This is a genomic window from Vibrio sp. L3-7 (assembly GCF_963898195.1).
Taxonomy (GTDB): Bacteria; Pseudomonadota; Gammaproteobacteria; order Enterobacterales; family Vibrionaceae; genus Vibrio; species Vibrio echinoideorum.
In genome coordinates this window covers 21,297-46,601 of sequence record NZ_CAWQUW010000021.1, presented here as the reverse complement: position 1 = coordinate 46,601, position 25,305 = coordinate 21,297, and the positions used below count along the sequence as shown (strand labels likewise).

Here is a 25,305-nt window from a genome sequence, read left to right as displayed (position 1 = left end):
GAGAGCTTAAACAACTAGTAAAAGAGTCTATAAGTACCTATAACAACATGAGGCCGCACCTTAGTCTCAGAATGAAAACTCCAAATGAGGTGCATGAAAAAAGCCAACAGCTGACGCTGTTGACTTAGTAGAAATACTGTCAACGTATTTTAGGACGAGACAACGGTAATTGCCATCTTTTTAAAGGCGTTTGGTGAAGTAGTGTCTTTCTGAGTTTTCAGGGAACTGCTCTAACGTAAATTGCAGTTGATAGCCGCGTTTGATGTAAAAAGGTTTGGCTTGAAAGCTGAATGTATCTAAGAAGCACGAATGGCAGCCTTTGGTTTTTGCGAAGTTTTCGGCTTCTAGCAGCAACTGACTGCCAAGCCCTTGTCCTTTATGCCCTGGTGACACCCATAGATATTTGACGATCAACCAATTTCCCCATATCTCCCCAACTAAACCACCTGTTTTAGCCCCATTGATATCTTTGGTGAAACACACGACATCACTATGGAATACGTTTTCCAGGTAGGGGGTGTTGTAGTTACGAAGCCCAGACCGAATTTCATCTATATCGGATTGAGTTGGGTTTGTGGTCAGTTCGATTTTCATGAGAATCCTTGTCTCGGGTTTCAGACGTGAGAGTAAGCGCTCTAGTTGAGTTAAGCGAAAGCGTAAAGGTTGTTTTTTATCTAAGCAACTCATAGATGCCTCACTTTTCTCACAATACATAATTGAACGAGTGTTCAGGTTTGTTATACTCAGTGGCAATACAAGGTGACCGTTTTATATACGGCCTGTTTTCAACTAGATTTTGGTATGACTATGAGCAATAAAATTCAACTCGATATTATTTCTGACGTAATGTGCCCATGGTGCGTTGTCGGTTACAAAAACTTAGAACAAGCGATAACCGAACTTGGCTTAGCTGAGCAGGTTGAACTTGAGTGGCAGCCGTTTGAGTTGAATCCAGATATGCCGCAAGAAGGTGAAAACCTGCGCGACCACATCATGAGAAAATACGGCTCTAGTGCAGAAGAGAGCCAAAGTTCCCGTGAGCAATTGGTTGCCCGTGGCCAAGCTGTAGGGTTCGATTTCAATTTCTACGACAGCATGAGAATGGTCAATTCACGTCACCTGCATGTGCTTCTCGATTTCGCGCTGGCGTATGGCAAACAGACTGAGTTAAAGCTACGTTTCTTTAATGCCCACTTTACGGAAGAGAAAGATCTTGCTGATTTAGAGGTCATCGCACAAGAACTTGAAGCGGTTGGTTTGGATTCTAACAAAGCGTTGAAGCGCTTAAAGAACGCCGATAACGTAAAGAAAATCGAAGCCCAAGAGTTTGAATGGCAACGCATGGGGATCTCAGCGGTTCCTACTGTGGTATTCAATCGTAAAAGTGCGGTAACCGGCGCTCAGACGGTGGAAACGTACAAGCAAATCCTTCAAGAGCTTATTGCGGAATCATAAGCCGATCATTGGTATCAATTAGAGTCTGAATTTCATGGAATCACTGTCACTCGCTCAAGCGCAAAAAATGGTACTGCTTTCGCAAAAATTGCCACCTAAGAAGCTACCACCTAAAAAACAACGCAATGGGGGCGCTTTGGCGAACACGCTGTTTGCGATTGAAAACCTTGGGTATGTTCAAATTGATACCATCTCTGTGATTCAGCGAGCTCACCATCATACGCTGTGGAATCGCAATCAAGACTACCAACTCAATCATCTTGATAAGCTGCTAGAGCGTCGAGAAGTGTTTGAGTATTGGTCGCACGCCGCCGCGTATTTACCCATGCGTGACTACCGTTTCAGCTTGCATCGAAAGAACGGGTTTGCGAGCGGTAAGCTTAAGCATTGGTATAAAAAGGATGATGCACTGATGGCGCATGTTCTCAAACGTATTGAGAGCGAAGGGCCATTAATGGCGAAAGACTTTGCAGGGGATAGACCAAACCCCGGCGGATGGGGCGGTAAACCTGCCAAACAGGCACTAGAGACTTTGTTTATGCAAGGTGACTTAATGGTACCGAGCCGAGTGAACTTCCATAAGGTGTATGACCTAACCGAACGAGTTTTGCCGAGTGGCATTGATACCTCTGAACCAACGGAACAAGAGTACATCGAGCATCTGATCATACGTTATCTCGAAGCCAATGGAGTAGGGATTGTGACGGAAATGAGCTATCTCCTCAAGAACACGAAACCATTGATACAGAAAACACTCCAACAGATGCTTGAAGACAAGCGATTGATAAAGGTCGATGTTCATGGTTGTGATTATTATGCCTTACCCGCTGCTTTTGAGCTGCTGAATCAGCCCCTTTCTAGAACCAAGCTTAAGATACTCTCGCCATTTGATAACCTGCTGATTCAACGTAAGCGAATGCAATCATTGTTCAACTTTGATTACCTTCTTGAGTGCTATGTTCCTGAAGCCAAGCGCCAGTTTGGTTACTTTAGTTTGCCGATTCTGTGGCAAGGTGAGTTGGTGGCACGAATGGATTGTAAAGTTGATAGGAAGAGTCGTTTGCTCAATATCCGTAATTTGGTTGTGGAAGCACGAATTAAAAACTATGAGTCGCTGGTTCATGCTTTATGCGATGAGCTAAAACACTTCATGGTGTTCAACCAATGCGATGAGATGATAGTCCATAACACCACACCTTCTGATCTTGGCAAGCGCTTAATGAGCCATTGGCAAACGGTTTAGCGGTTTTGTTGTTTAGAAAACGCTTCGTTACTTAGAAGCCTCTTTGCTAATTCGTCAGCGCTTAGTTACTCAGAAAGAGTGGCTAACAAGAATTCGACAAAGGTTCGGTTCTTCAACGACAGTTGCTTGGTCTTGTACAGTAAGTGAATCGGTTTTGGTAACGGTGCCATGCCGGGTAAGATCTCCAATAGCATCCCACGCTCAATTTCTTCTGCGACTAAGATAGTTGGTTGCAACAAAACGCCTACGCCTTGTAGGGCGGCATATCGCAATACATCCCCATTATTTGACATCAAACGCGCACACCCTTTATTCGGTGCGGTTTGAGTTGCTTGGTGATTCTGAGGTTCTCCGAGTTGAGGTTCACTATTTTGGATATGGCGGATGTGAGTATCACGTCCAATCACATCACGACGACTGCTATAGCTGAACCCAAGCGACGGGTGTTGTGCAAGGTCTTCCAACATGCTGATCTCAGCATGTTGGTTAAGGTATTCAGGAGCTGCGCAATAACACATCTCATAATCCCCTAAGTATCTTGCGACCAAGCTAGAGTCAGACAGGTCACCAATTCGCACAATCAAATCAATGTCGGAAGAATAAGGATCGACAAGGTCGTTGTTCAACACGAGTTCGACGTTGATTGTTGGGTGATTCGCGAGAAACTTCGCCACTATCGGGGCAAGTACCTTGTTTCCATAGGTGACAGGGCAGTTTATTTTTACCGTGCCTTGGGGCTGATTTTCCAAGGTTTGAATCAGATTCTCTGCATTGCTGATGTCTTCGATAATTCGCTTACATTCCCGATAGTAAAGCTGACCAGAATCGGTTAATGATTGCTTACGCGTGGTGCGGTGGATCAACTGAGAGTTGAGGCTTGTTTCAAGATAGTGAACATGTTTACTGATCATGGTCGCCGACAGGTTGAAGTGGTTTGCGGCGCTGCGAAAGCTGCCTTGCTCGACCACGTAAACGAAGACCTTCATGCTGGTTAACTTATCCATTAAACACTCTCAGTTGATAAATAATAAACAAAAGGTGAGTTTATCAATTATTAGGGGTTAATTATATTAATGGCAAACCGATAATTAACTAAAATAAGAGCGTGAAATGCCTCAAATGAACGAAACCATCTTTGTCACTGCCGAACTTAAGATAAAAACAAACATTGAACGTGATGCTGCAGTTGAAGCCATCGAACAGTTTTGCTTAGACATGCAAAGCGAACCTGGCTGCCTACAAGCAATTGCAACCTATGATCAAAGCCAAAGCGATCGTGTGATTTTGCTTGAGCAATACGCAAACCGTGAAGCAATTAACCAGCATTTTGTTATGCCTCATACCCAAGCGTTTATTGAGCGTGATATTGCTGAGTTGGTTCAAGCGTTCGAAACGCAACTTGAATCAGCTGAAACAAAAAAGCAGGAGCAGTAAGCCATGAAATGGGGAATATTAGGAACAAGCTTTATCTCAGGCGTAATGGCTGATGCGATCAAAGGCGATGCACAAAGTGAACTGTATGCCGTCGCAGGGCGCACAGAAAAAACACTCAATGAGTTTGCTGCGCAGTATCAGCCAACACTGACCTTCAACAGCTATGAAGCTTTGATTGAAGATGAGTCAGTCGACATCATCTACATCGCTCTGCCAAACCACGTTCACCACGAGTACGTGATTAAAGCCGCTCAAAAAGGCAAAGCGATTTTGTGTGAAAAGTCGTTATCGGTTGATATGGAAAAAACCGAGCAAGCTCTGCAAGCGGTCAAAGCGTCTGGTGTGTTCTTCGCTGAAGGTTTGATGTATCTAAACCACCCATTGATTGCCAAGCTTCATCAAGAGTTAGCTACAGGTGAGATTGGAGACGTGCGTTCAATTCAAGGGTCTTATGTAGCGGCGATTGATCAGTTTGTGAATCCTGCGAGTAAAGGCGCACTGTACAACTTGGGTTGTTATCCAATGTCGCTGATTCACTCTGTTGCGCAGCAGCAATTTGGCGAGAGCGTGTTCGATGAGATGCAAATTTCAGCAATCGGTCGACGAGGCCAAGATGGCAATATTTGTGAATCGTCGGCGATGATGCATTTTAATGACCGCTTTACCGCACAAATCCATACCGCAGAAGACCACGGCTTAAAGCATGGCTTCACGATTTTAGGTAGCAAAGGCTGTATCACACTCGAAACTAACCCATGGTTACCGACCGAAGAAAACTCGTTCACTGTTGAGATCTATGAAACGTCGACCCGTGAAGTGAAAGTCGAAGCGCAAGGCGATGGCTTCCATTATCAAGTGCGTAATATCCGCCAAGCGGTTGAGCGAGGCGACACACAACTGGCTGCGCCAATGGCTAGTCACCAAGACTCGCGCGTAATCATGAGGTTATTGACTGATTGGGAACAAGCGGTGAGCTAGTATCTTAGTAAAAGAAATACGACTCATATTGTTCTGTATGACTTGATAACAAAATCACGTAGAGATATATGAGCCGTATTGTTGGTTCTACTTACTTTTTGGGCGAGCTTACTTAAGCTACAGACGCTTTAAAGGCGGTATTGAATGCTTTTGCATTGGCACGAATCTCGTCGTCAGATAAGCCAGGCTTGTACAGTGACGCCCCTAAACCAAAGCCTTTTGCACCGATGTCTAAGTACGGTTTCATGCTCTCGACGGTAGGGTTGATTCCTCCTACAGGTAAGCAGATTGCCTCGGGAGGCAGTACGGAATTCAACGCTTTAAAGCCATCAAGGCCAAGCACTGAAACTGGGAATAGCTTTAACCCTGTCGCACCGGCAGCAAGTGCAGCGAACGCCTCTGTTGGCGTAACAACACCAGGGAAGCTGACGCAACCTGCAGCCGCTGACATTTTCACGACCTGTTCGTTGAAGTTCGGCGTTACCACTAAGTTTGCACCTGTATCAATCACAGCTTGTGCTTTTTCTGGTGTGGTAACGGTACCCGCGCCAATTAAATATTGATCACCGAAATGTTCGACTAGCATTTTAATGCTGGTCAATGCATCTGGTGAGTTCAATGGCACTTCAATCATTGAGAAGCCTTCCTCAATCAAAATCTGCGTCACACGAATACAATCTTCCGGTTCTACACCACGGATAATGGCAACGAGTGGTAAGTGATCACTTAGGTTAAAGTCTTTATTTGTCATTGTTCATTGCCTCTTTAATTTTTAACATTCCAGCGATGAAAGTGTCGTCGCCATTCACGTATTCGGTTGTTCTCTTTAGCTGACGACAGGCTTGGTCATAGCGTTCTGATAGAGCTTTTCCGCCCACCAAGTAGATGCTCTCTTGATGCAATTCTCGTACTTCGTTGCCGATTAACAGCCCTGATAAGTAATCAAACACTTCACTCTCTTCTAGATTGCCGAATAGACGATGCGTTCTGGCTTTGAAGAGCTGATTGGTGATTGACGGGTTCGAGCTTTCCTCTACCCCTTTTACAAAAGCAGCGTTGGAGCTGGCTTGTTTAGGTAAGCCACGCCCTAGGATTGTGTGTGTCGACAGTGCAGAAAAAAGTTCGCCAGTCATGTAGGTTGAAAACGAGACTAACTTACCCGCTTCAATATTTGCGTGTTTGCTGTGAGTACCCGGAAAGGCTGCTTCAAGCGTCGGTTTGCCTGCTAACTCAAGAAGTCCAAATAACTGAACCTCTTCACCACGCATGACGTCGTAGTGGCCATGCTCATCACAATGGCTGACACCCGGAATGATGGTGGCTGTTGCCCCCCAAGGGAGGTCGAATTGATGGGTGTTTTGAGCCAAGGACTCCACATTAGTTGGCGTGGAAACATAAGGGACGTTGACCCAGCCCTGTGCAGAACCAACCATACCTGCCATGTAAATGGGTAAGTGTTGATATTCGCCGAGCCACTCACTCAGTAATGATTCAAGCTCGGTTGCAAAGGCACCATCTTCAACCTGAAGCAGCCCCATTTTGCGTTCTGTTTTATCAACGACCTGTCCTTGTTCATCCATGGCAAAGGCACGAAAGTTTGTCGTTCCCCAATCCAGAATTAGCCAACTGATTTTGTTTTTTTGATTCATAATTACAGCTCACAGACGCGCCCTAAGGCGCGCAGTTTTAGGTTTAGTTGATGTACTTTTTATCGGTTTACTTTGTCGAACCGTTAACGTTTCGGGTCTAGCTAACTCTGTTTATTTAGTTAACTTTGCTTCTTTAGTTAACCTTGCCTCTTTAGTTAACTTTGCCTCTTTAGTTAACTTTGTATTGCTTGATGATGTCGGTCTTCACATCGACACCGATGCCCGGTTTGGTAGAGATTTGTACCTTGCCGTTTTCCATCTTGATGCCATCGCAAATGAGATCTTTGCGGAATGGGTGTGAAGATTGGTCAAACTCAAGCATTGGCTCGATAGGGTTAAGTGATAAGGGTGAACTTGGTAGTGAAGCAATAAACTGCAAAGAGGCCGCAATACCAATACCAGAACCCCACACGTGTGGAATCATCATGGTGTGGTTTGCTTGTGCCATTGCTGCAATCTTCTTACATTCCGTGATACCACCTGAAGAACATAGATCAGGTTGAATCACGTCTAACGCTCTCTGTTCAAGCCAAGGGCGGTAGCCCATTTTTCCGAACAGTTGCTCACCTGCGGCGATATAAGTCGTAGAAAGGTTCTTGATTTCTTGATAGCCAGCAATGTCTTCTGGAGCCAACAGCTCCTCTAAGAAGTACAGGTTGAACTCTTCTGTTTCTTTGATTATGCGACGTGCAGCAGCAGCGTTGTACGCCCCATTAGCATCAGCCATGATCTTCACATTATTACCAACGGCTTCACGAATTGAACGAATGAAGGCGATGTCTTCATCTACGCCAAATCCAATTTTGAGTTTGAACGCTTCAAAGCCACCATCGACATAGCGATGTGCTTCTTCAATAGCTGCTTCTGGATATTTCGCGTCTGCGACACGATAGAAGCCAGTAGCGTACGGGGTGACTTCCTTGCGGAAAGCACCGCCGATCAGTGAGTGAATCGGCTTATTGAGAGCCTTACCAATGACATCCCACAGTGCAATATCAACACCGCTGATCGCGTTCACCGCAGAACCACCTTGACCGTATGGGCGAGTCACGTTGTACATCTCTTCCCAAAGCACTTCCACGTCGAACGGGCTACGTCCGATCAGTAGCGGCTTAAAGGTATGTTCAATAAATGCCGCCGCAATGTGTGGGCTCTGTAGGCCGTGACACAGAGCTTCACCAAAACCAACAACTCCTTCATCAGTAACAATTTCGATGATCATTGAGCTACGGCTATGAACCCAGCCTTGTGCGAAATAAAATGGCGTCTCTAGTGGAACTGAGATTGCGTGTGGAATGACATCAATAATTTTCACAATAAATACCTTACTTAAATCAGAATCAGAGATATCTGAGGAATAAATACAATCAGCGTTAACGCGAACATCATGGCTAAGAAGAACGGGATAATGGCTTTAGAAAGTTTCTCAACAGAGACCCCTGAAACGCTCGAGCCAACAAATAAGTTTAGACCCAGAGGAGGAGTGATAAACCCGATAGCCAATGTCACCACCATGATGATGCCGACGTGTACTGGGTTGAAACCGAATAGCATGGCCACTGGAACCAAGATTGGCGTCAGAATAATGATTGCCGCAACGGTCTCCATGAAACAGCCGACGACGAGCAGTAGAGCTACCATCAAGATAATGAAGATCACCTTGCTATCAGAGAACTCAAGCATCGCGTTAGCAATTTGTGTTGGAATTTGCTCAAGTGCTAAGTACTTACCAAAGGCAGTTGCGGTACCCACAATCAACAACACAATCACGGAAGTAATCACCGATTTAGTGAAGATTTTTGGTAAGTCTTTAAAGGTAATTTCTTTGTAGGCGAATAGGCTCACAATAAGGCCATAAACCACCGCTACTACACTTGCTTCTGTTGGGGTGAAAATACCGCCGTAGATACCACCAAGAATGATTACTGGGATAAGCAGCGCGAGTTGAGCGTGTTTAAATTGAGCCCACACCTCTTTCCAGCTAAATGGTTCGTCTGATCCTTTGTAGCCTTTTTTCTTAGAGTAGATGTATGCCCAAGCCATCAAACAAAGCGATACCAAGATACCTGGGATGATGCCTGCAATGAATAAGTCGCCAATTGATACGCCTGCAGATACGCCGTACATCACCATTGGGATGCTTGGTGGAATCATGACACCAATCGCACCTGCTGCTGTGACAACCGCGGTTGCAAAGCCCTTATCGTAGCCGTACTTGATCATCGCTGGAATCATGATGCCGCCAACCGCCGCTACCGTAGCTGGGCCAGAGCCCGAGATAGCAGCGAAGAACATACATGTAATGATTGAAGCAATCGCGAAGCCACCCGTGATGTTTTTCACTAATGAGTTAGCAAAGTTCACCAAACGTTGCGAGATACCACCGCTGCCCATGATGTCACCCGCTAGGATGAAAAATGGTACTGCCATAATTGGGAAAGAATCGACAGAGGTGATTAAGGTACTCACAAGAAAATCAACGCTTAAGGTGCCGGTTGAAATAATGGTGAGTAGCGTTGCCATACCCAATGAGATAGCAATGGGCACAGAGGCAATAACGAGTAGTGCGAAAGTCGCAAACAAAATAAATACTGACATGATTACCTCCTATTTCGCTGTTTTGATGTCATCAGTGGTGGATACCATCTGTTGAATCAACCTGATTGATGTAAGTGCAAAGCCTACTGGGCCTGCTAGATAAACGATCCACATTGGCAACCCAAGTGCTGGTGATGTTTGACCTAAGTAATATAGGTTCGCCACCATCTGCGTTGATTTAAATAAAATAACAACAGAGAATGCTAAGAAGACGAAGTCCGAAAATAGGCTTAGGTACTTTTTTTCCTTCTCATCAATTAACATTGCGATGGCTTCTATTTTTATGTGGCTCTTTTTCGCGACAGCAAAGCTGATGCCGATATAAACTAACCAAATGAAACAATAGCGAGCTAACTCTTCAGTCCAAGCAATTGAATAATCGAATGTTCTGGATACTACTTGTAAGAATATTGCCGCCGTCATAACAACGAGCAGTATTACGGCTATCGTATTTTCAAAATACTTATCTAACCAATTCAACATAATAAGGTTCCTTGTTCACTTATTACTTAGACCTATTACTTGTTTATTATTTATTAATGATAGTTATTGAGGGTTAATCATCAAAATAGTCAGTATTAATAATGTAATGGTCTAAATGTTAAGTGATGGCTTAAGTTACTGAGCGGCTAATTCGTTTTCAGCTTTTTTAATTTGTTCTTGGAAAGCGGAGACAACATCTTTGCCAATGATTGGTGTGTATTTCTCAATAACGGGCTTAGTCGCTTCTTGGAAGCCAACCAGTGCTTCAGGTGTTAGCGTTACTACTTCCATGTTTTGTTTAATAACATCCAAGCTTTCAAGATTGACTCGACGGTTAACTTGACGCTCGTAGTCGCCAGCATCAATAGCGGCTTGGCGCAGAACCCTTTGATCGTGACGGCTTAGTTTGTTCCATGTCGCTTGGCTAACAATTAAAGCCAATGGTGTGTATACATGGCCTGTGTTTGATAAGGTTTCTTGTACTTCGAACAAGTTGTTCAGTGCGATATTCGGGTAAGGGTTTTCTTGCCCGTCAACCGTGCCTTGCTGCAGTGCTGTGAACAGTTCGTTGAAGGCCATCGGCGTTGGGGTTGCGCCCATCGCTTTCCATGCGTCTAGGTGAAGTGGGCTCTCCATAGTACGGATCTTTAGGCCTTTCACATCTTCAATCGATTTCACAGCACGACGTGAATTAGTTACATGACGGAAGCCATTTTCCCAGAAATCCAGGCCGACTAAGCCTTTTGACTCTAGTCTTTTCAGCATGTCGTCGCCAAATTCGCTGCGTAGCACTTTATCTGCGACATCTTCACTGGTGATCATAAAGGGAAGGTCGAACACATTGTATTCAGGGTAGAAGTTAGCCAGTGGACCCGTCGATGGAATAGATACGTCAAGTGTTCCTAATTGCAGCATTTCAATCGCCGCACGGTCATCACCTAATTGCGCTGAAGGGTATATATTCACCTTCAGTTCAGTAAATTTCTCAACAATTTCTTTAAACTTAGCAGCACCATCATAGATAGGGTGTTTATTATTAGAGCTCATGCTGAAACGTAATGTTTGAACTTGAGATTCACCTGCTGCAATACTCGATTGGTTATTTCCTTGAGAATTTGTAGCAATAGCTGCACCAATGATTGAGGCGACAAACACCCCACCAATGGCTAGAATTTTTCCGGTTCTAGACATAGTCGTACCTGATTAATTTATTATTTATATAAAGTGTACGTTACATACACCTGTAGGGTTAATTAAGTTGCTTGGATATTTTCTGACAATATTCAGTAATAACAGGAATTAACTCCGTCATTCTTTCGTCAGACATATATTCTTTGATACTGGTTACTGATATAGCCGCAATAATATTGTTATATTTATTTCTTATTGGTACAGCAACGCAACGTACAAGGTCTTCGTTATCTTCTAAGTCATAGCTATAGTCATGCTTAGAATATTCATTCATTCTTTTTAGCATCGACTCGAGGTCATGATTAGTTTGCGATGAAATAAGTCGAATCCATTCCATCTTTGGCATATCAATCATTAACGCTTTTCCAATCCCCGTTGCAGACATTGGCAGTCGGTCTCCCACTTGAGATCGCAGTTGAATTGCACGCTCTCCCGGGATTTTATCTAGGTAGAAGATTTGATCCTCATCTTTTATACCTAGATGGACAGTATCTTTAGTTTGAGCAGCAAGTTTGCGAATAAAGGGTTTCGCAATTTCTTTGAGAGGCATGTCTTGTTGGGCGCGGATACCAAGTTGAATCATTTTAGTACCTAGCACTAGACCAATCCCTTTCACTTCTCGGATATAGCGAGCTTCAATAAGGCCTTGGATAATTCTGTGCACCGTAGATTTCGGCAGCTGCAAATGTTCACACACATCTTTCAGTTGTCGATTGCCTTCAGCGATCGAGTCGATGACCGCGATTGCTTTTACCAATGCTTGATTACCTTGTAACTTGCTCATAAAGCCGCCTCTCGTTGTATGAGAGAAATATAGCGGTAGTTTGCTATTGATAATGTGACAACTATCAATATTCCACCTTGTGAAACAAGAGTCCCACATTGTGGAATTTATCAGTGGGAGTATAAATACTTTGCATTTGAAACCGCCACAGTGTCCAATGTCGGGTAATACGAAATTGACCGAAAAACCTTATTTTTTAAGGTGTTAAATAGGAAGGTTGCTTCATGCGCAAATCAGATAAGAAGACCGAAAATCAAATCAGAGACGTATTAACTGACGTTTGTGAAGATACATTGAAAAGCTACGATGGTTTTCTTTGGGTGACTCACGCCGTTAACTTCTCTTCTTTTCCACAAAGTTTGAAAATTGTCTGTGTATTCGATACGAATCAGGATAGAACGAACTTTTTGAATGGCGAAGGTCAACAGAATGTCTCTTCGTCTATCCAAAAAGCGTTCAATCAGGTTGGAATTCAATTGAAAAATATCGATAAGCATATTAGCTACGATACACAAGAAAACTGCGACCGTGACCATCAAGGGAAGTGGAATAAAAGGCTGTAAATGATTTTGATAGCCACCAGTTTGTTGGCCAGTTGGTATGACGTTCAGCTGTTTTTTCGTTTTTCGTTTCCCACTTTTAAGTTGTCTAGCTTTTAGTAAGCAGAGCATTGCGCCAATACTCGAGCGCTTTTCGGTGAGCATGACGCAGTGACTCGTTACTGGCAAATTGCTTCCTGTCTTGTGCTGTGACAAGTGGAGCATGTCTATTGAACGTGTGCGAATCGAAGTAAAAGCTCTCTGAGATTATAATAGAGCCTTATATTGAGCGAGTGGAATTACGGTAAGAACTCACGACGTTCAAATTGAGAGTGTGATATCGACTACTTAATTTCAACTCTGAACCTCGTTATAGTTACTGATTCAAATCACCCTCACCTAAATTGCGAAATTCTCATTATGAGAAAATGACACGCAGATTCCTGCCTGATCCCCTAACTTGTTTCACCATCAAAATTAAAATCATAAAAATTTAGTTTTCTCTCAATATTCTGATTTTTAATGGGTATTCACAGTCTTTTGTTATTGCGAATGAAACGGAGCCGTTTGGCGCTTGAACATTAAACCTTTCTAGCCGATACTTTTCTCGTATTTTGATTCCTAAATTGACACGTAAGTTGGCTGACTTCTCGTTTCGTACTTTGAGTAACGATTGTATCGATTAGGAAATTTAAATGATGAAAACCTACATTCTATGGTTACTAGCACTCATTCCTTCATATCTCTTTGCTAGTGGCTCTTTCGCTGCAGGTACCGCGATCGTGTTACCCGGATTACATGAACAAGGTGTTGATCTAAGCGACTCTCCAATGTCTGAACGTGATGTCATTGACTGGGAAATTACAAACAGTGACATCGTTTTTGGTACTTATTCAGACAAAGCTGACAACGAACAAATCACCGCGATCGGTTACATGTATAACCAGAAGTTGGAGATGAACTCGGGCTGGCTCGAAAATGACCTCCGTAACAGCACCGAATTAAACGGTACCAATTTTGAAGATTTCTTTCTTCACTTCTCTGAAGATTCTGTGATTGCAGAAGTAGATGAAACGCACGGTGAAAATACCCTTCTTAATCGCAAACCTATGATCGTTGGTTACACCGCGAGTGAAGACCATGCCGGTTTCTGGCTCTATCAAGCACCGCCTTGGGACGCCGATGTGTTTGAAAATTTTGATAACGGCGGAGCGCTTTATGTGTATCACTCCGAACCGTTCGATAGGCTGACGCTAAAATTCTCTCAATTTGCTACTGGCGGTAATTTTTGGCTTGAATATCCAACAGCAATCGATGCTCGTGGCCAGGTATCACAATGGGCAAAGTTGGACTTAAAGAAAGATAAAACGCTCAACATGAGTAAGAATCAGGCTGTGATTTGGACCCCTCCATCGGATTGGGTGAGAGCGACAACACATGATGGCAGCGGTGCAAGCTATGGTGGTGGTCAGCACTTTGGTTCTACCTTTGTGCTTGATGGTGGACGTTTGTATGTGGTGAGAATTCGTTGGCAAGGCGACAATGCTGAAGACAGACCTCGTCTCAAAGAGGTTAAGCTGAAAAACAGTTTTCCAGTCGTCCAGTTAACCGACGCCCCCGTTACAACACTCGATGGTAAGGCGATAAGTCAGTGGCGTAAGATCCGCGGCTTTGATGTGTCAGCTGATCTCAACCAAGACAATTATTTGTCACAGAGTGAATATAAAAATCGTACTAAAAAAAATGCGACCGCTCGCTTTCGTTGGGAGTCACGCGTCATTCCGTTTGGTCGAATGTGGAGTCAAAACTCTTCATGGGCGTTAACCAATGTTGCTAACTCTGACTATTTATCTGCGATGCACGTTTACCATCAAAAAAGTTGGGCAGAACAAGGCCTCAATGGCGCTTATAATGATGACACTAATAAACTGCTCGGCGAAAACCAGTTCTATGTTCACTCTGGCGGTAATATTCAGGAACTTGGTTCAATTGCAGGGTCAACGCAAGCCGATGAACTCTACAAAACGCAGTTTTCTAACTTCTTGAAAAATCTCTCATCTCTAAATAGTGATGCATTGATTGCTTTGAACATTGGAACCGCCAATCTACTTGGTCGAAATGGTCAATCTCATCTTGTTGAGGCTGGGTCCTTGTACCTCAGAGAGCATTATTTGTTCCCGTCTACAGGCTTTAGTGGCTATTCAGGTATCTCTAAATCTTGGGATAACTCTGCGCTAGCGTACGTTGACCAAAGTGTTATTTTTCAAGCAACCACACGCTTTGGTAAGGTGCAGTTTTTTGGTAACAGTGAGCCAAATTGGAAACACGACCAATACTCAGCCCTAGCGATTTACTATCTCAACCACCACACGCAGCACAGTTATTTCAATCAATGGAACAATGGTTATGTCTATGGCAGCGAAAATACTACGTCAGATAACTTTTGGAAGAGTGGGGTGCCAAAGAATATGGCTTACCAACCAAGCTCGTTGTTGGCGGTCAATTTAGGAGAGCCGGGCAATGTAATCCCTGATGGCTATGAGGCCATTCCGTTGATGCTGTCGACAAGCACACCAGTAGCTGCGGATTACACGATTGTGGGTGATTCATCGATGAATGAAGTGGTGCATGCTGATTTACCGAATGGATTGACTCACTTGTCGCCAACGTACACCTATTTCTTATATCAGTCCGAACGTTTAGTCGTTGCTGGTGGCCCTGAAGATATGGTACTTGCACGAGAGTTTGACAAGGGGCGAGTGCTGTATCGCACCGATTTCAATGGTAAGAATGTGAGTTTTTATGATACGTCAAAACTGACTATTACTCTGGATGTTCCAATGAAGCCTGTAGATGCAAACGGCAACATCGGGGAATATGTGAATGAAATAGAGATTGGTGGTTATGAAGGGCTGTTCTTGCTCTATTAGGTAAGTTTAAGCGAGTGGAATGGAACAACGATATTTGGATAAAACGAATGAGTGACAGAAGGAAGAAAGCCTACGCGAGGTAGGCTTTCTTTTTGGTTACTTAATTGCAGTGCAGAAGCTGACGTCTGAATGATGAGTTTGTGGATCGTAGCTATGGTAAAGCTCGAAACAAGGGCGGTCTTCAGTTTCAATACCAGATTCAATGACTTTGCTCATTAGGTCATCCCACGCTTTGGCGTATTGGCCGATTTCGGTAATCGTTTGTCTCATCACGGCATATTGACCACCGGGAAAACCCTTCAACTCGATACCGTTAGGTACTTCGACATCCTCTGGCACCATTAAGCAAATGTCTGTACGGCACTTATCTGTCGGTGTTATTTCTGGATTGTCATGATAAATAAAGATACAGCTATTGCTCGCCAATCCTTTCATTCCTGCCCACTGATAAAGACGACCGCTTGGTTCTTCATAACCGACACCATAAGGGCCTGTGACTCGTACATAAGCAAGTTTTGATGGTTCGAAATGTTGCGTTTTCATTGTCATACTCCATGTTGAAAGTTCGGAGTTAGTATATGAATTGCTCCCGGTTATTGCGTTTCCATTCTTGCGCAATGAGTGTCCAATCTTGCTACTTCGTGTTAGCTCTGAAAATGCTTGGTAATCCACACAATCCCGAAATGCGGTAGGGGTAAAACCAAAGTGTTGTTTGAATGCTTTGGCAAAGCTTTGAGACGATGAAAAACCATAATTCAATGCAATGTTGATTACGGGTTGTTTGGTCTTAAAAAGATCATTAGCTGCAGCTTCTAATCTCAGGCGCCGTATAAAGTCAGCGAGTGTTTCGCCTTGTAACGCTTTAAATGTACGGTGGAAATGGTAAGGCGAAAAGTTAGCTAATGTCGCTACTTCTGGCAGGTTCAACGGTTCGTTAAAGTGTTGTTCAAGATAACGAGTCACCGGAATTAAGCGTTTACGATAGTCAACTTTCATTGGTTTACTCAATGTCTTTCGGTCTATTAATTAGAGCAGAGCGTAACTTATCTCAATCAAGTTTAAAAACTGCGATGTTGAATTTGAGATTGAGTACGGAAATGACGAACGTTGGAAATATCGGCAAGCTGTAGACGGAATACAGTCATGGAATGAACCGAAAGCGACCACAGTAAATGAAGCACTAAAGTGTAGCGTTATTTTTACAATAACACCGTGTTCTATAAGATTTTTATTGCCCATTTCGTTGCGCTAAGTTGTTGAAAGCTTAGAATACTCGTTGAGTATCAATTGATAAAAAATAATATACCATCGTGTTGTTGGCGATATTTTCGGTGGTGGCCTATTTCAGGCTTTAAATCAATAATGGAGTGACGATTGAAAGGTTTTTCTTTGGTTGTTAAATGGCCTGGTTGGGGCTGTGTGTTAAGGGAAACCTTAAGGTTAGGTTTACATGCATTGATAGGCATCGCTGGTGTGATCGTTTCATTTCTGTGGATTTTGACGATCTCGCCTTTTGATGATCCTTATTTATCCCAAACTGATTATCAGCGCCTCGGGGAACAAGAAGATTTGATGTTGGCGTTGCTTGGTTGGGCGGGGGGGATATATTTCTTGTCAGTGGTTTTGCTTTATTTAGCCCGTTTGTTTGTTCGCAAAAGTAAATCCTGAAATGAACTGATGGCTTATTGTATGGTTTTCATTTAGTTAGTGCGTGATTTTTAGTTATAGATCTTTGATTTTTATAAGTAAGTGAATTCTATTTATAGCTGCGTGATGTCGATGGATTGATACGTGAAGCCTATGGAATTTGCTGCGTTGAGCAGTGCCATTTTTGTCTTGAACATCCTGGGTTGCATCTTTCTATCTGATTCTAAGAAACTGTTTACTCCCCACTTACTGCTTCGAACCATTAGATAATAACCATCATTATTGGGAGAGTTAACGGCGACGGCTGATTCTAGGTCACCACGTTTGAAGTGATGTTTAAATTCACGCAACAACATAAAAATTCCATTTTAGTTAGATAAAGAAAAGGGAGCTCATGCTCCCTTTTTTGTTGGCTGTTTAATTACAAGAATGCGCGGTATGGCAGTTCTGGGTCATTTTTGAAGATATCAGCAAAGCCACGGAAGTGCTGGTAGTGCATACGGCCTTTGTCTGTTGGGTAAGTGTATCGACCACCGACTTGCCAGAAGAAAGGTGCGAAGCCATATTGCAGACGCTCTTTCTTCATGTTCCAAAGCATTTCAATTTCACGTGGGTCGTTTTGGAAGTTAGCCCAGATATCGTGGTGGAAAGGAACCACGACTTCACAATCCAAAGATTCAGCGGCACGTAAAATGTCTGAAGACGTCATTTTGTCAGTCACGCCACGTGGGTTCTCACCGTAAGAAAGCAGAGCCACATCGATCTTGTGGTCGTTACCGTGTTTAGCGTAGTAGTTTGAGTAGTGTGAATCACCAGAGTGGTAAACAGAACCGCCGGTAGTTTCTACTAAGTAGTTCACTGCACGGTCGTCCATGCCGCCTAAGATCTCGGTATCTAAAGAAGAAGTGCCTTCAGGCAGTGTCACAAGTGCAGTACGGTCGAATGCGTCTAGAACTTTGATGTTCACGTCTTTGATCTTAATCTCGTCGCCAACTTTCGCGATAACACAACGATCTTCTGGCACACCCCATTTCATCCATAAATCAACACACGCTTTAGGACCAATGAATTTAACGTGATCGCCACAGTTTTGTAGAACGGCTGCCGCAACGTTGATATCAATATGATCGCCGTGATCGTGAGATGCCATAACTGCATCGATCTCTTTAATAGCGAAAGGGTCCAATGGGAAGATTGCAGTTCGTAGGTTAGGTTGAAGTGCCTCAACGCCACCCATTCGCATCATTTGGTGCTGGTTTTTCATTTTTTGAACTGCTTGAGTTTTTTTACCAGTACCACACCAGAAGTCCATTGATAGGTTTGCGCCACCTTCTGATTTTAGCCAAATACCTGTACAACCAAGCCACCACATAGAAAACGTATTAGGTTGCACGACTGTTTGTTCAATCTCTTCATTTAACCATGTACCCCACTCAGGGAATGTATTTAGGATCCAAGACTCGCGAGTGATTTCGTTTACATTGCTCATGATAATACCTTTTATTTCACTAATTTGATTAATTTTGGATGTAGGGAGCCGAGCGCCTTAATTTGGATTAAGGCACTGAGCTGAATTTATTATTATTTGTGGGCTAGTCTGCCCTGTGATTTAAACTAGGATGACTTGCGTCCCTTGAGCTTCAATCTGTTTTACGACTTCTGGATTAGCGTTTTTGCCTGTGATGACTATGTCTATTTGTTTGGTGTTGCAAAATAGCATTCCAGTACGTTGGCCAACTTTTGAACTGTCGACTACGACAACAAGCTTATCGACCTGTTCTAGCATTTGTTGTTCAGCCACAGCCGTTAACATGTCAGCTTTATACAGCCCGGCGTCAGTTAAACCCTTGCCTGAGGTAAACATCCAGTTTCCAGCGTAGCCACCTAATGAATTAGGGGATGGGTTTAGAAAGATGTTCTGTGCTTTGTTGTATTGACCGCCAATGATGATGACATCGTCATGATCTTCGTTGATCAAATAGCTTGCGAGTGGGAAGTAGTTTGTTACGATTTGAACGTCATCGCCACATAATTGCTGGCCCAGTAGAAAAGCAGTAGAGCCGCAGTTGATCACGATCGTATCGCCAGCGTCACACAGCCCAGCGGCTGCTTGTGCAATCTCCGCTTTCTCTTCATAGAACTCAGTGCTGTTGATATTGAGTGGTGACCATTTTCTCTTTTGAGTCTCTACTCGTTCTGCACCATTTCGAATTTTTCTCAGCCTGCCAACTTCATCTAGTTTAGCGATATCACGTCTTGCGGTAGCAGGTGAAACACTAAATCTATCAATGATATGTGAGACGTTGATCGTCTGCATATCTTCTAATAGCGACAAGATGCCGTTATGTCTTTGTACTTCATTCATTTTTATCACTCTTTATGTCGTTGTGACAATTTGATGATTACTTTTGATTTGTTTTGATTCTAATAATCACCATCGTGATTGTCAAACTACATCGCTATAAAAATCAGACTTCAATCACAATGTTTTATAAGTTGTTGATTTTATTGATATTGATGTTTTTGTGTGTGATCCCAAGCTCAATTAGGCACATTCTGGGTGTGGTTAATTGATATAAATCAAAGTAATCACAAGTGAGCATTGAATGATTACTTTTGATTGGTAAAGTCTAGTTCGTGAGCAAAACTAGACATCATCACATCCTACATACCATTAAAATTAAAAATTAATCAGGGGTAAAGATATGGAATTCTTATATGATATTTTCTATATTTTTTACAGTCAGGTAATGACCAAAGCACCATTGCTACTCGGTCTTGTTACTTGTCTGGGTTACATTCTACTCAAGCGTGACGCAACAACTATTATCTCCGGCTCTATTAAAACCATCGTTGGTTTCATGATAGTGCAGGTAGGTGCAGGAACATTGGTAGCAGGTTTCAAACCGGTTATTGAGAAAATGAGTGAGATTCATGGTTTGACGGGGTCTGTTATTGACCCGTACACCTCTATGATGTCGACTATGGAAACCATGGGTGACAATTACTCTTGGGTTGGATATGCCGTATTGCTGGCACTTGGGTTAAACATTCTTCTTGTTGCCTTCCGTCGTGTCACTGGTATCAGAACCATCATGCTTACGGGACATATCATGTTCCAACAAGCTGGCCTCATTGCCGTTTTCTACTTCGTGCTTGGTGCAGGTATGTGGGAAACCATCATTTATTCAGCAATATTGATGGCATTGTACTGGGGTATTTCGTCGAACATTATGTTCAAACCTACCCAAGAAGTTACGGGTGGGGCGGGTTTCTCTATTGGTCACCAACAACAGTTTGCGTCATGGGTAGCGACTAAAGTTGCACCAAAGCTTGGCGACAAAAATGACAGTGTTGATCACATCAAACTGCCTAAATGGTTACACATTTTCCACGATAGCATTGCAGCAACAACGTTAGTAATGACTGCTTTCTTCGGCATTATCCTTCTTTCATTTGGTCTTGATAACCTTCAAGACATGGCAGGCAAAACGCACTGGTTTATCTACATTTTCGAAACTGGTTTGAAATTCGCAGTGGCTATTCAAGTTATCGTGACGGGCGTTCGTATGTTCGTAGCGGAGTTATCTGAAGCCTTTAACGGTATTTCTCAACGTCTTATTCCTAATGCTGTTTTAGCAATCGATTGTGCAGCTATCTACGCATACTCTCCAAATGCAATGGTATTCGGTTTCATGTGGGGCGCTGTTGGTCAATTCACAGCGGTTCTTGCGATGTTAGCGTTTGATGCTCCTATCATGATCATTCCTGGCTTCATCCCAATGTTCTTCTCGAATGCCACTATCGGTGTATTTGCGAACCACTTCGGTGGCTGGAAAGCCGTCATGAAGATCTGTTTCGTGATGGGCATTATCGAAGTTGTCGGTTCAGCTTGGGCAATCAACATCTTTGCTCAATCGGGTACTGAGTTTAATGGCTGGATGGGCATGGCTGATTGGGCTCTGGTATTCCCACCTATTATGCAAGGTATCTCTAGTTCTAATATGTTCTTCTTCGGGATTTTAGCTTTGGCTGGTGTCTACATGTTCTTCGCTTCTAAACAGCTACGAGCAGAAGAAGACGCGGAAAAACAAGCTGAAACAATGACAGCAGTAACGCCAGAAGGCATTGAGATTGAAATTGCAGCACCACAACAATCGACAGCAACCGCTGAAGCGCCATCGGTTTCCACAACCACAGAATCTAGAGTATCGGTGGCTGACCAGAAACCGGTTCGTGTCTTAGTGTGCTGTGGTTCAGGACAAGGTTCTTCAATGATGTGCTCTAAGAAAATCAAAGAGTACTTGGACAAGAAAGGCATCCCAAGTTCGACATTTAACAGCGCCATTACTGATTACAAATCTCACCTTGGTTCATTTGACATCATCGTTACTTCAGTTGCTCTTGCAGCGAAGATTACGGGTTTGCCTGAAGGCAAGCAGCAGTTAGCGGTGAAGAACATGATTATGGTGAAAACTTTCGGTGACGAACTGGTTTCTATCATCGAGACCAACTTCCACAAATAATTAGAAACGGCTCAGTGGTACATCACCACTGAGTCAATAAAAACAATTATATAAGTGAGCAATAACATGAACCTGAAAGAATCTCTTATCCAAAACAACTCTATCCTGCTGAACGCAAAAGCAGTTGATTGGAAAGCGGCAATTAAGCTCGGTACTGACGCATTGGTCAAGGCAGGGATTGCTGAAGAACGTTACTACGAGGCGATTACCAAGGCAATCGGTGAAGAAGGCCCTTATATCTGTATTCATGACGCGTTCGCGTTGCCTCATTGTCGTCCTGAGGATGGCGTGATTCGCACTGGTTTTGCTTTAACCGTGCTTGAAACGCCGATTACTTTTGAAGGTGTTGATGAACCTGTTGATGTTCTGATCACGCTGGCGGGTAAAGACTCTGAAGAACACATCGAAGGCACGATGCAAGTCGCTAATTTGATTGAATTTGATGAAGACTTCTCAAAACTTCGCGCATGTAAAAGTCCTGAAGAGGTGGCGCGTTTAATTGATTCTGCACTGCTGCAAGCGGAAGCCGCGTAAGGAGGCAATTATGTCTAAATATAGCCAATTGAAACAACGTGTCTTAGACGCCAATTTGCAGCTTCCTAAGTACGGTTTGGTGACTTTCACCTGGGGGAACGTATCGGAAATTGATCGTGAGTGCGGTGTGATTGCGATTAAACCATCAGGTGTTGAATACAGCAACATGACCGTTGAAGACATCGTGGTGGTGGATTTAGAAGGCAAGGTTGTCGAAGGAAAGCTAAACCCTTCAAGCGATACCGCGACCCACCTAGAGATCTACAAAGCATTTCCAGCAACGGGCGGAGTGGTTCATACCCATTCACGCAGTGCCACTATCTGGGCGCAAGCTGGCATTGATATTCCAGCTTTAGGAACAACGCACGCAGACTACTTCTACGGTGATATTCCTTGTACACGCCGATTGTCACACCTTGAAATTGCCGATGAGTATGAGAAGAACACTGGTCTCGTAATTGTTGAAGAATTTATGCACAGAGACATTGATCCAATGGCCGTGCCAAGCGTCATTGTCGCAGGCCATGCACCCTTCTCTTGGGGGAAAGATGGTAACGACGCGGTTCACAATGCCGTGGTGCTAGAAGAGGTTTCTGCGATGGCTTTGGCAACTCGTTCATTAAATAGTGGAATCAAGATTCAACCAGAATTATCGGATAAGCATTATTTACGAAAGCATGGTGAAAACGCTTATTACGGTCAGCAGTAAGCTTGACCTTCAATCGTAACCGCATTAGTTGAGAGGACACTCTATGTATAAAGTGTTGGCGTTAGATCTAGATGGAACCGTGTTGCAAGACGATCACACCATTCATCCTGAAGTGAAAAAAGCGATTCAAGAAGTGAAGCAATATTGCCATGTCGTGATTGTGACTGGCCGACATCACACAGCTGCACGACCTTACTATTACGAGTTAGGGCTAGATACACCGATCATTTGTTGCAACGGCACTTATGTTTATGACTATCAAACTGAAACGGTACTGACTCAAAACGCGATAGATAAAGACAAAGCGCTGACCTTCATCGATATGGCAGATGAGTTTCAGCTCAAAATGGTCATGTACATTACGCATGCCATGACGTACTCCCATTACAACCCTTTTGCTTACATGTTGGCATTGGAAAGTTGGGCGGAAACAGCACCAGAACAACATCGCCCTCAAATTTACCAAGTGGAATCATTCATTGAGGCGGCTCAACAAGCCGAGCACGTTTGGAAATTTGTAGTAGAAGGGAACCAAGATTCCGTAGACCGTTTGATGCAACACCCATGGATAGAAAAGAACTTCAATGGGGAGCGTTCTTGGTCAAACAGAATAGATTTTGCTGCGATGGGAAACAGTAAGGGCCTACGCCTTGCTGAATACATTTCAGAGCTCGGTTATCAAGCCAACGACGTCATAGCTGTCGGTGATAACCACAACGATATATCCATGCTTAAGTACGCCGGACTAGGCGTCGCGATGCTCAATGCTGATGACATCGTCAAGTCACACGTTCAATGCGTGTGCTCAACAGATAACAACCATGATGGCTTAGCCCGTCTAATACGTGAACAATTTAAAGGATAACAACATGACTAAACCAATGATTCAGATCGCTCTAGACCAAACAAACCTTCCTGCTGCCATTGAAGTGGCAAACAACGTTGAAAGTTTTGTTGATGTAATTGAAGTCGGCACTATTTTGGCGTTTGCAGAAGGTATGACGGCGGTTTCTACGCTTCGTAAGAACCACCCAGACCATATCCTTGTGTGCGACATGAAGACCACCGATGGCGGCGCTATTCTAGCGCGTATGGCGTTCGAAGCGGGTGCTGATTGGATTACGGTTTCTGCTGCTGCACACATCGCGACCATTGGCGCGTGTAAGAAAGTAGCCGATGAGTTTAACGGTGAAATCCAAATTGAGATCTACGGTAATTGGACAATGGATGATGCTCAATCTTGGGTAGACTTAGGTATCTCACAAGCGATTTACCACCGTTCTCGTGACGCTGAATTAGCCGGTGTAGGTTGGACAGAAGAAGACCTTGTTAAAATGCGTGCATTGTCTGAATTGGGTCTCGAACTGTCTATTACTGGCGGCATCGTTCCTGAAGATATTTACCTATTTGAAGGTATTAAAGCAAAAACCTTCATCGCAGGCCGTGCACTTGCTGGTGACAAAGGTAAAGAAACAGCTGAAGCATTAAAAGCTCAGATCAATCGTTACTGGAACTAAGGTAGGGGCGTTATGTATCAAAACTTGTTACGCCACCGTGTAGGGCTTTATGAAAAGGCCCTATCTAACGAACTCAGTTGGGAAGATAAACTTAAGCAAACCAAAGAACTCGGCTTTGATTTTCTAGAGATATCGGTGGATGAATCAGACGAGCGTCGAAGCCGTTTAGATTGGAATGACGATCAAGTGTATGCCTTGCGTCGCCTTTGCGAAAAGTACGGCGTGCCGTTGCAATCGATGTGCTTGAGCGCGCATCGCAAGTTCCCCTTTGGTTCATCAGATCCTGCGATTCGAGAACAAGCTGTCATCCATATGGAGAAAGCGATCTCGTTGGCTTACAAATTGGGCATTCGTACCATTCAACTCGCTGGGTATGACGTTTACTACGAGCCTGCGGATAAGGTGACCCATCAGAGGTTCATTGAAGGCATGAAGCTTTCAGCACAATTGGCCGAAAGAGCGGGCGTTATGCTTGCTGTCGAGATCATGGATACTGATTACCTAAACTCTTTGAGTAAATTTGAAGTGCTGAGTCGAGAGATAAACTCACCTTATTTAACGGCATACCCTGACGTTGGCAACATCTCTGGCTGGAACTATGACATCGTGACTGAGCTGAAACTGAGTAAACCTCGTATTACTCAAATTCATCTCAAAGACACTTATCGAGTAACGGATGAGTACAAAGGGCAGTTCCGAGATCTGGTTATTGGTGACGGTGAAGTGGACTTCAACGCAATTTTTGAAACGTTGAAAGAGACAGAATGTGTCGTACCACTCGTGATTGAGATGTGGGCCCAGGATGAGCGTTGGAAAGAGAATATTCTCACGGCGCAAAAGCGTTTGAATGAGGTTTGTGTTCAAACGGGCGTACCGATATTGTTCGACCATTGACCAGTCGTTACTAACTAACCCGTCGCTATCAACGACTAGCCAGTTTCTCTTCGCGTTCTACATGCTCAGAATAGGAAGAGAAAATGCAGCATATTGCCCCCAATATGCTGCATTTTTATAGCTATGTGATGCTTTGCTTTTTCTTCTAAATAGTTTGTTAGTTCCCAACAAATCGTGTTTAGAAAAAGCGATGT

General features: G+C 43.6%; 26 protein-coding genes. 13 read left to right on the top strand and 13 right to left on the bottom strand.

Translation table 11 applies throughout. The features are described 5' to 3' along the window. Nucleotides 1-180: 180 nt before the first annotated feature. A complete protein-coding gene (locus tag AACW75_RS14860; protein ID WP_145572245.1) occupies nucleotides 181-594 on the bottom strand; it encodes a GNAT family N-acetyltransferase in 414 nt (137 codons plus the stop codon). Between the two features lie 213 nt (nucleotides 595-807). On the opposite strand from AACW75_RS14860, the gene AACW75_RS14855 reads away from it, so the two are divergent. Both AACW75_RS14855 and AACW75_RS14850 read left to right on the top strand, forming a co-directional pair. Next, nucleotides 808-1,455, top strand: coding sequence for a DsbA family oxidoreductase (locus tag AACW75_RS14855; RefSeq protein ID WP_145572244.1), 648 nt, complete (start codon nucleotides 808-810; stop codon nucleotides 1,453-1,455). 34 nt (nucleotides 1,456-1,489) lie between these two features. After that, complete coding sequence (locus AACW75_RS14850) at nucleotides 1,490-2,698, top strand: winged helix-turn-helix domain-containing protein (RefSeq protein ID WP_145572243.1); 1,209 nt, start codon at nucleotides 1,490-1,492, stop codon at nucleotides 2,696-2,698. 65 nt (nucleotides 2,699-2,763) lie between these two features. Here AACW75_RS14850 and AACW75_RS14845 read toward each other — a convergent pair whose 3' ends face one another. Beyond that, nucleotides 2,764-3,702, bottom strand: a complete 939-nt coding sequence (locus tag AACW75_RS14845) for a LysR substrate-binding domain-containing protein (protein WP_145572242.1) — start codon at nucleotides 3,700-3,702, stop codon at nucleotides 2,764-2,766. A gap of 106 nt (nucleotides 3,703-3,808) precedes the next feature. On the opposite strand from AACW75_RS14845, the gene AACW75_RS14840 reads away from it, so the two are divergent. After that, nucleotides 3,809-4,132 carry a putative quinol monooxygenase gene (locus AACW75_RS14840; RefSeq protein WP_145572241.1) on the top strand — a complete coding sequence of 108 codons (324 nt, stop codon included), beginning with the start codon at nucleotides 3,809-3,811 and terminating at the stop codon, nucleotides 4,130-4,132. 3 nt (nucleotides 4,133-4,135) lie between these two features. Continuing rightward, nucleotides 4,136-5,110, top strand: coding sequence for a Gfo/Idh/MocA family protein (locus AACW75_RS14835; protein ID WP_145572240.1), 975 nt, complete (start codon nucleotides 4,136-4,138; stop codon nucleotides 5,108-5,110). A gap of 112 nt (nucleotides 5,111-5,222) precedes the next feature. Here the strand turns inward: AACW75_RS14835 and AACW75_RS14830 are convergent, their stop codons facing one another. The 7 genes from AACW75_RS14830 to AACW75_RS14800 form a co-directional block, all read right to left on the bottom strand. Beyond that, nucleotides 5,223-5,861: a 2-dehydro-3-deoxy-6-phosphogalactonate aldolase gene (locus AACW75_RS14830; protein WP_145572239.1), complete on the bottom strand. Its 639-nt coding sequence runs from the start codon at nucleotides 5,859-5,861 to the stop codon at nucleotides 5,223-5,225. Further along, nucleotides 5,851-6,759 (bottom strand): 2-dehydro-3-deoxygalactonokinase, encoded by a 909-nt coding sequence (locus tag AACW75_RS14825; RefSeq protein WP_145572238.1) that lies wholly within the window; start codon nucleotides 6,757-6,759, stop codon nucleotides 5,851-5,853. Before AACW75_RS14825 ends, AACW75_RS14830 begins: the two co-directional genes overlap by 11 nt. 169 nt (nucleotides 6,760-6,928) lie before the next feature. Further along, nucleotides 6,929-8,074, bottom strand: a complete 1,146-nt coding sequence (locus AACW75_RS14820; protein ID WP_237297851.1) for a mandelate racemase/muconate lactonizing enzyme family protein — start codon at nucleotides 8,072-8,074, stop codon at nucleotides 6,929-6,931. A 14-nt stretch (nucleotides 8,075-8,088) separates the two neighbouring features. Continuing rightward, the gene (locus AACW75_RS14815) at nucleotides 8,089-9,357 is read right to left on the bottom strand and encodes a TRAP transporter large permease (protein WP_017089487.1); all 1,269 of its coding nucleotides are present in this window, start codon (nucleotides 9,355-9,357) and stop codon (nucleotides 8,089-8,091) included. A 9-nt stretch (nucleotides 9,358-9,366) separates the two neighbouring features. Further along, nucleotides 9,367-9,840 carry a TRAP transporter small permease gene (locus tag AACW75_RS14810; RefSeq protein ID WP_102540160.1) on the bottom strand — a complete coding sequence of 158 codons (474 nt, stop codon included), beginning with the start codon at nucleotides 9,838-9,840 and terminating at the stop codon, nucleotides 9,367-9,369. 135 nt (nucleotides 9,841-9,975) lie between these two features. Continuing rightward, nucleotides 9,976-11,031: a TRAP transporter substrate-binding protein gene (locus tag AACW75_RS14805; RefSeq protein ID WP_237297850.1), complete on the bottom strand. Its 1,056-nt coding sequence runs from the start codon at nucleotides 11,029-11,031 to the stop codon at nucleotides 9,976-9,978. 58 nt (nucleotides 11,032-11,089) lie between these two features. Further along, nucleotides 11,090-11,815: an IclR family transcriptional regulator gene (locus AACW75_RS14800; protein WP_186437228.1), complete on the bottom strand. Its 726-nt coding sequence runs from the start codon at nucleotides 11,813-11,815 to the stop codon at nucleotides 11,090-11,092. Between the two features lie 224 nt (nucleotides 11,816-12,039). On the opposite strand from AACW75_RS14800, the gene AACW75_RS14795 reads away from it, so the two are divergent. After that, entirely contained in the window at nucleotides 12,040-12,378 is a 339-nt protein-coding gene (locus AACW75_RS14795) for a Fis family transcriptional regulator (protein ID WP_145572234.1), read from the top strand. 674 nt (nucleotides 12,379-13,052) lie between these two features. After that, nucleotides 13,053-15,284, top strand: a complete 2,232-nt coding sequence (locus AACW75_RS14790; RefSeq protein WP_145572247.1) for a hypothetical protein — start codon at nucleotides 13,053-13,055, stop codon at nucleotides 15,282-15,284. Between the two features lie 96 nt (nucleotides 15,285-15,380). Here AACW75_RS14790 and AACW75_RS14785 read toward each other — a convergent pair whose 3' ends face one another. After that, entirely contained in the window at nucleotides 15,381-16,280 is a 900-nt protein-coding gene (locus AACW75_RS14785; RefSeq protein ID WP_145572233.1) for an AraC family transcriptional regulator, read from the bottom strand. 378 nt (nucleotides 16,281-16,658) lie between these two features. On the opposite strand from AACW75_RS14785, the gene AACW75_RS14780 reads away from it, so the two are divergent. Continuing rightward, nucleotides 16,659-16,952 (top strand): hypothetical protein, encoded by a 294-nt coding sequence (locus AACW75_RS14780; protein ID WP_145572232.1) that lies wholly within the window; start codon nucleotides 16,659-16,661, stop codon nucleotides 16,950-16,952. A 92-nt stretch (nucleotides 16,953-17,044) separates the two neighbouring features. On the opposite strand, the gene AACW75_RS14775 is transcribed toward AACW75_RS14780, so the two are convergent. From AACW75_RS14775 to ulaR, 3 genes are all read right to left on the bottom strand, one after another. Next, nucleotides 17,045-17,287 carry a hypothetical protein gene (locus AACW75_RS14775; protein ID WP_017072610.1) on the bottom strand — a complete coding sequence of 81 codons (243 nt, stop codon included), beginning with the start codon at nucleotides 17,285-17,287 and terminating at the stop codon, nucleotides 17,045-17,047. A gap of 65 nt (nucleotides 17,288-17,352) precedes the next feature. Then, nucleotides 17,353-18,420, bottom strand: coding sequence for an L-ascorbate 6-phosphate lactonase (gene ulaG, locus AACW75_RS14770; RefSeq protein ID WP_017072609.1), 1,068 nt, complete (start codon nucleotides 18,418-18,420; stop codon nucleotides 17,353-17,355). Between the two features lie 120 nt (nucleotides 18,421-18,540). Then, on the bottom strand, nucleotides 18,541-19,296 hold the full coding sequence (ulaR, locus tag AACW75_RS14765) for an HTH-type transcriptional regulator UlaR (protein ID WP_017072608.1): 756 nt from the start codon (nucleotides 19,294-19,296) through the stop codon (nucleotides 18,541-18,543). Between the two features lie 340 nt (nucleotides 19,297-19,636). Between ulaR and AACW75_RS14760 the strand changes: the two genes are divergently transcribed. The 6 genes from AACW75_RS14760 to AACW75_RS14735 all read left to right on the top strand — a co-directional run bounded on the left by AACW75_RS14760 (nucleotide 19,637) and on the right by AACW75_RS14735 (nucleotide 25,111). After that, the gene (locus AACW75_RS14760; protein ID WP_145572230.1) at nucleotides 19,637-21,457 is read left to right on the top strand and encodes a PTS ascorbate-specific subunit IIBC; all 1,821 of its coding nucleotides are present in this window, start codon (nucleotides 19,637-19,639) and stop codon (nucleotides 21,455-21,457) included. A gap of 66 nt (nucleotides 21,458-21,523) precedes the next feature. Continuing rightward, entirely contained in the window at nucleotides 21,524-21,991 is a 468-nt protein-coding gene (locus AACW75_RS14755) for a PTS sugar transporter subunit IIA (RefSeq protein ID WP_145572229.1), read from the top strand. Between the two features lie 10 nt (nucleotides 21,992-22,001). Next, nucleotides 22,002-22,700, top strand: coding sequence for an L-ribulose-5-phosphate 4-epimerase (locus AACW75_RS14750; RefSeq protein ID WP_102551390.1), 699 nt, complete (start codon nucleotides 22,002-22,004; stop codon nucleotides 22,698-22,700). Nucleotides 22,701-22,743: 43 nt separating this feature from the next. After that, a complete protein-coding gene (locus tag AACW75_RS14745; protein WP_145572228.1) occupies nucleotides 22,744-23,565 on the top strand; it encodes a pyridoxal phosphatase in 822 nt (273 codons plus the stop codon). 4 nt (nucleotides 23,566-23,569) lie between these two features. After that, a complete protein-coding gene (locus AACW75_RS14740) occupies nucleotides 23,570-24,217 on the top strand; it encodes a 3-keto-L-gulonate-6-phosphate decarboxylase UlaD (RefSeq protein ID WP_102387944.1) in 648 nt (215 codons plus the stop codon). Nucleotides 24,218-24,229: 12 nt separating this feature from the next. Further along, nucleotides 24,230-25,111 (top strand): L-ribulose-5-phosphate 3-epimerase, encoded by an 882-nt coding sequence (locus tag AACW75_RS14735; protein WP_145572227.1) that lies wholly within the window; start codon nucleotides 24,230-24,232, stop codon nucleotides 25,109-25,111. Nucleotides 25,112-25,305 lie beyond the last annotated feature (194 nt).

Excerpts from the sequence above, each read along its gene's own strand:
- AACW75_RS14860 (WP_145572245.1), bottom strand. The coding sequence starts at position 594 with ATGAAAATCGAACTGACCACAAACCCAACTCAATCCGATATAGATGAA.
- AACW75_RS14855 (WP_145572244.1), top strand. The coding sequence starts at position 808 with ATGAGCAATAAAATTCAACTCGATATTATTTCTGACGTAATGTGCCCA.
- AACW75_RS14850 (WP_145572243.1), top strand. The coding sequence starts at position 1,490 with ATGGAATCACTGTCACTCGCTCAAGCGCAAAAAATGGTACTGCTTTCG.
- AACW75_RS14845 (WP_145572242.1), bottom strand. The coding sequence starts at position 3,702 with ATGGATAAGTTAACCAGCATGAAGGTCTTCGTTTACGTGGTCGAGCAA.
- AACW75_RS14840 (WP_145572241.1), top strand. The coding sequence starts at position 3,809 with ATGCCTCAAATGAACGAAACCATCTTTGTCACTGCCGAACTTAAGATA.
- AACW75_RS14835 (WP_145572240.1), top strand. The coding sequence starts at position 4,136 with ATGAAATGGGGAATATTAGGAACAAGCTTTATCTCAGGCGTAATGGCT.
- AACW75_RS14830 (WP_145572239.1), bottom strand. The coding sequence starts at position 5,861 with ATGACAAATAAAGACTTTAACCTAAGTGATCACTTACCACTCGTTGCC.
- AACW75_RS14825 (WP_145572238.1), bottom strand. The coding sequence starts at position 6,759 with ATGAATCAAAAAAACAAAATCAGTTGGCTAATTCTGGATTGGGGAACG.
- AACW75_RS14815 (WP_017089487.1), bottom strand. The coding sequence starts at position 9,357 with ATGTCAGTATTTATTTTGTTTGCGACTTTCGCACTACTCGTTATTGCC.
- AACW75_RS14810 (WP_102540160.1), bottom strand. The coding sequence starts at position 9,840 with ATGTTGAATTGGTTAGATAAGTATTTTGAAAATACGATAGCCGTAATA.
- AACW75_RS14805 (WP_237297850.1), bottom strand. The coding sequence starts at position 11,031 with ATGTCTAGAACCGGAAAAATTCTAGCCATTGGTGGGGTGTTTGTCGCC.
- AACW75_RS14800 (WP_186437228.1), bottom strand. The coding sequence starts at position 11,815 with ATGAGCAAGTTACAAGGTAATCAAGCATTGGTAAAAGCAATCGCGGTC.
- AACW75_RS14795 (WP_145572234.1), top strand. The coding sequence starts at position 12,040 with ATGCGCAAATCAGATAAGAAGACCGAAAATCAAATCAGAGACGTATTA.
- AACW75_RS14790 (WP_145572247.1), top strand. The coding sequence starts at position 13,053 with ATGAAAACCTACATTCTATGGTTACTAGCACTCATTCCTTCATATCTC.
- AACW75_RS14785 (WP_145572233.1), bottom strand. The coding sequence starts at position 16,280 with ATGAAAGTTGACTATCGTAAACGCTTAATTCCGGTGACTCGTTATCTT.
- AACW75_RS14775 (WP_017072610.1), bottom strand. The coding sequence starts at position 17,287 with ATGTTGTTGCGTGAATTTAAACATCACTTCAAACGTGGTGACCTAGAA.
- ulaG (WP_017072609.1), bottom strand. The coding sequence starts at position 18,420 with ATGAGCAATGTAAACGAAATCACTCGCGAGTCTTGGATCCTAAATACA.
- ulaR (WP_017072608.1), bottom strand. The coding sequence starts at position 19,296 with ATGAATGAAGTACAAAGACATAACGGCATCTTGTCGCTATTAGAAGAT.
- AACW75_RS14760 (WP_145572230.1), top strand. The coding sequence starts at position 19,637 with ATGGAATTCTTATATGATATTTTCTATATTTTTTACAGTCAGGTAATG.
- AACW75_RS14755 (WP_145572229.1), top strand. The coding sequence starts at position 21,524 with ATGAACCTGAAAGAATCTCTTATCCAAAACAACTCTATCCTGCTGAAC.
- AACW75_RS14750 (WP_102551390.1), top strand. The coding sequence starts at position 22,002 with ATGTCTAAATATAGCCAATTGAAACAACGTGTCTTAGACGCCAATTTG.
- AACW75_RS14745 (WP_145572228.1), top strand. The coding sequence starts at position 22,744 with ATGTATAAAGTGTTGGCGTTAGATCTAGATGGAACCGTGTTGCAAGAC.
- AACW75_RS14740 (WP_102387944.1), top strand. The coding sequence starts at position 23,570 with ATGACTAAACCAATGATTCAGATCGCTCTAGACCAAACAAACCTTCCT.
- AACW75_RS14735 (WP_145572227.1), top strand. The coding sequence starts at position 24,230 with ATGTATCAAAACTTGTTACGCCACCGTGTAGGGCTTTATGAAAAGGCC.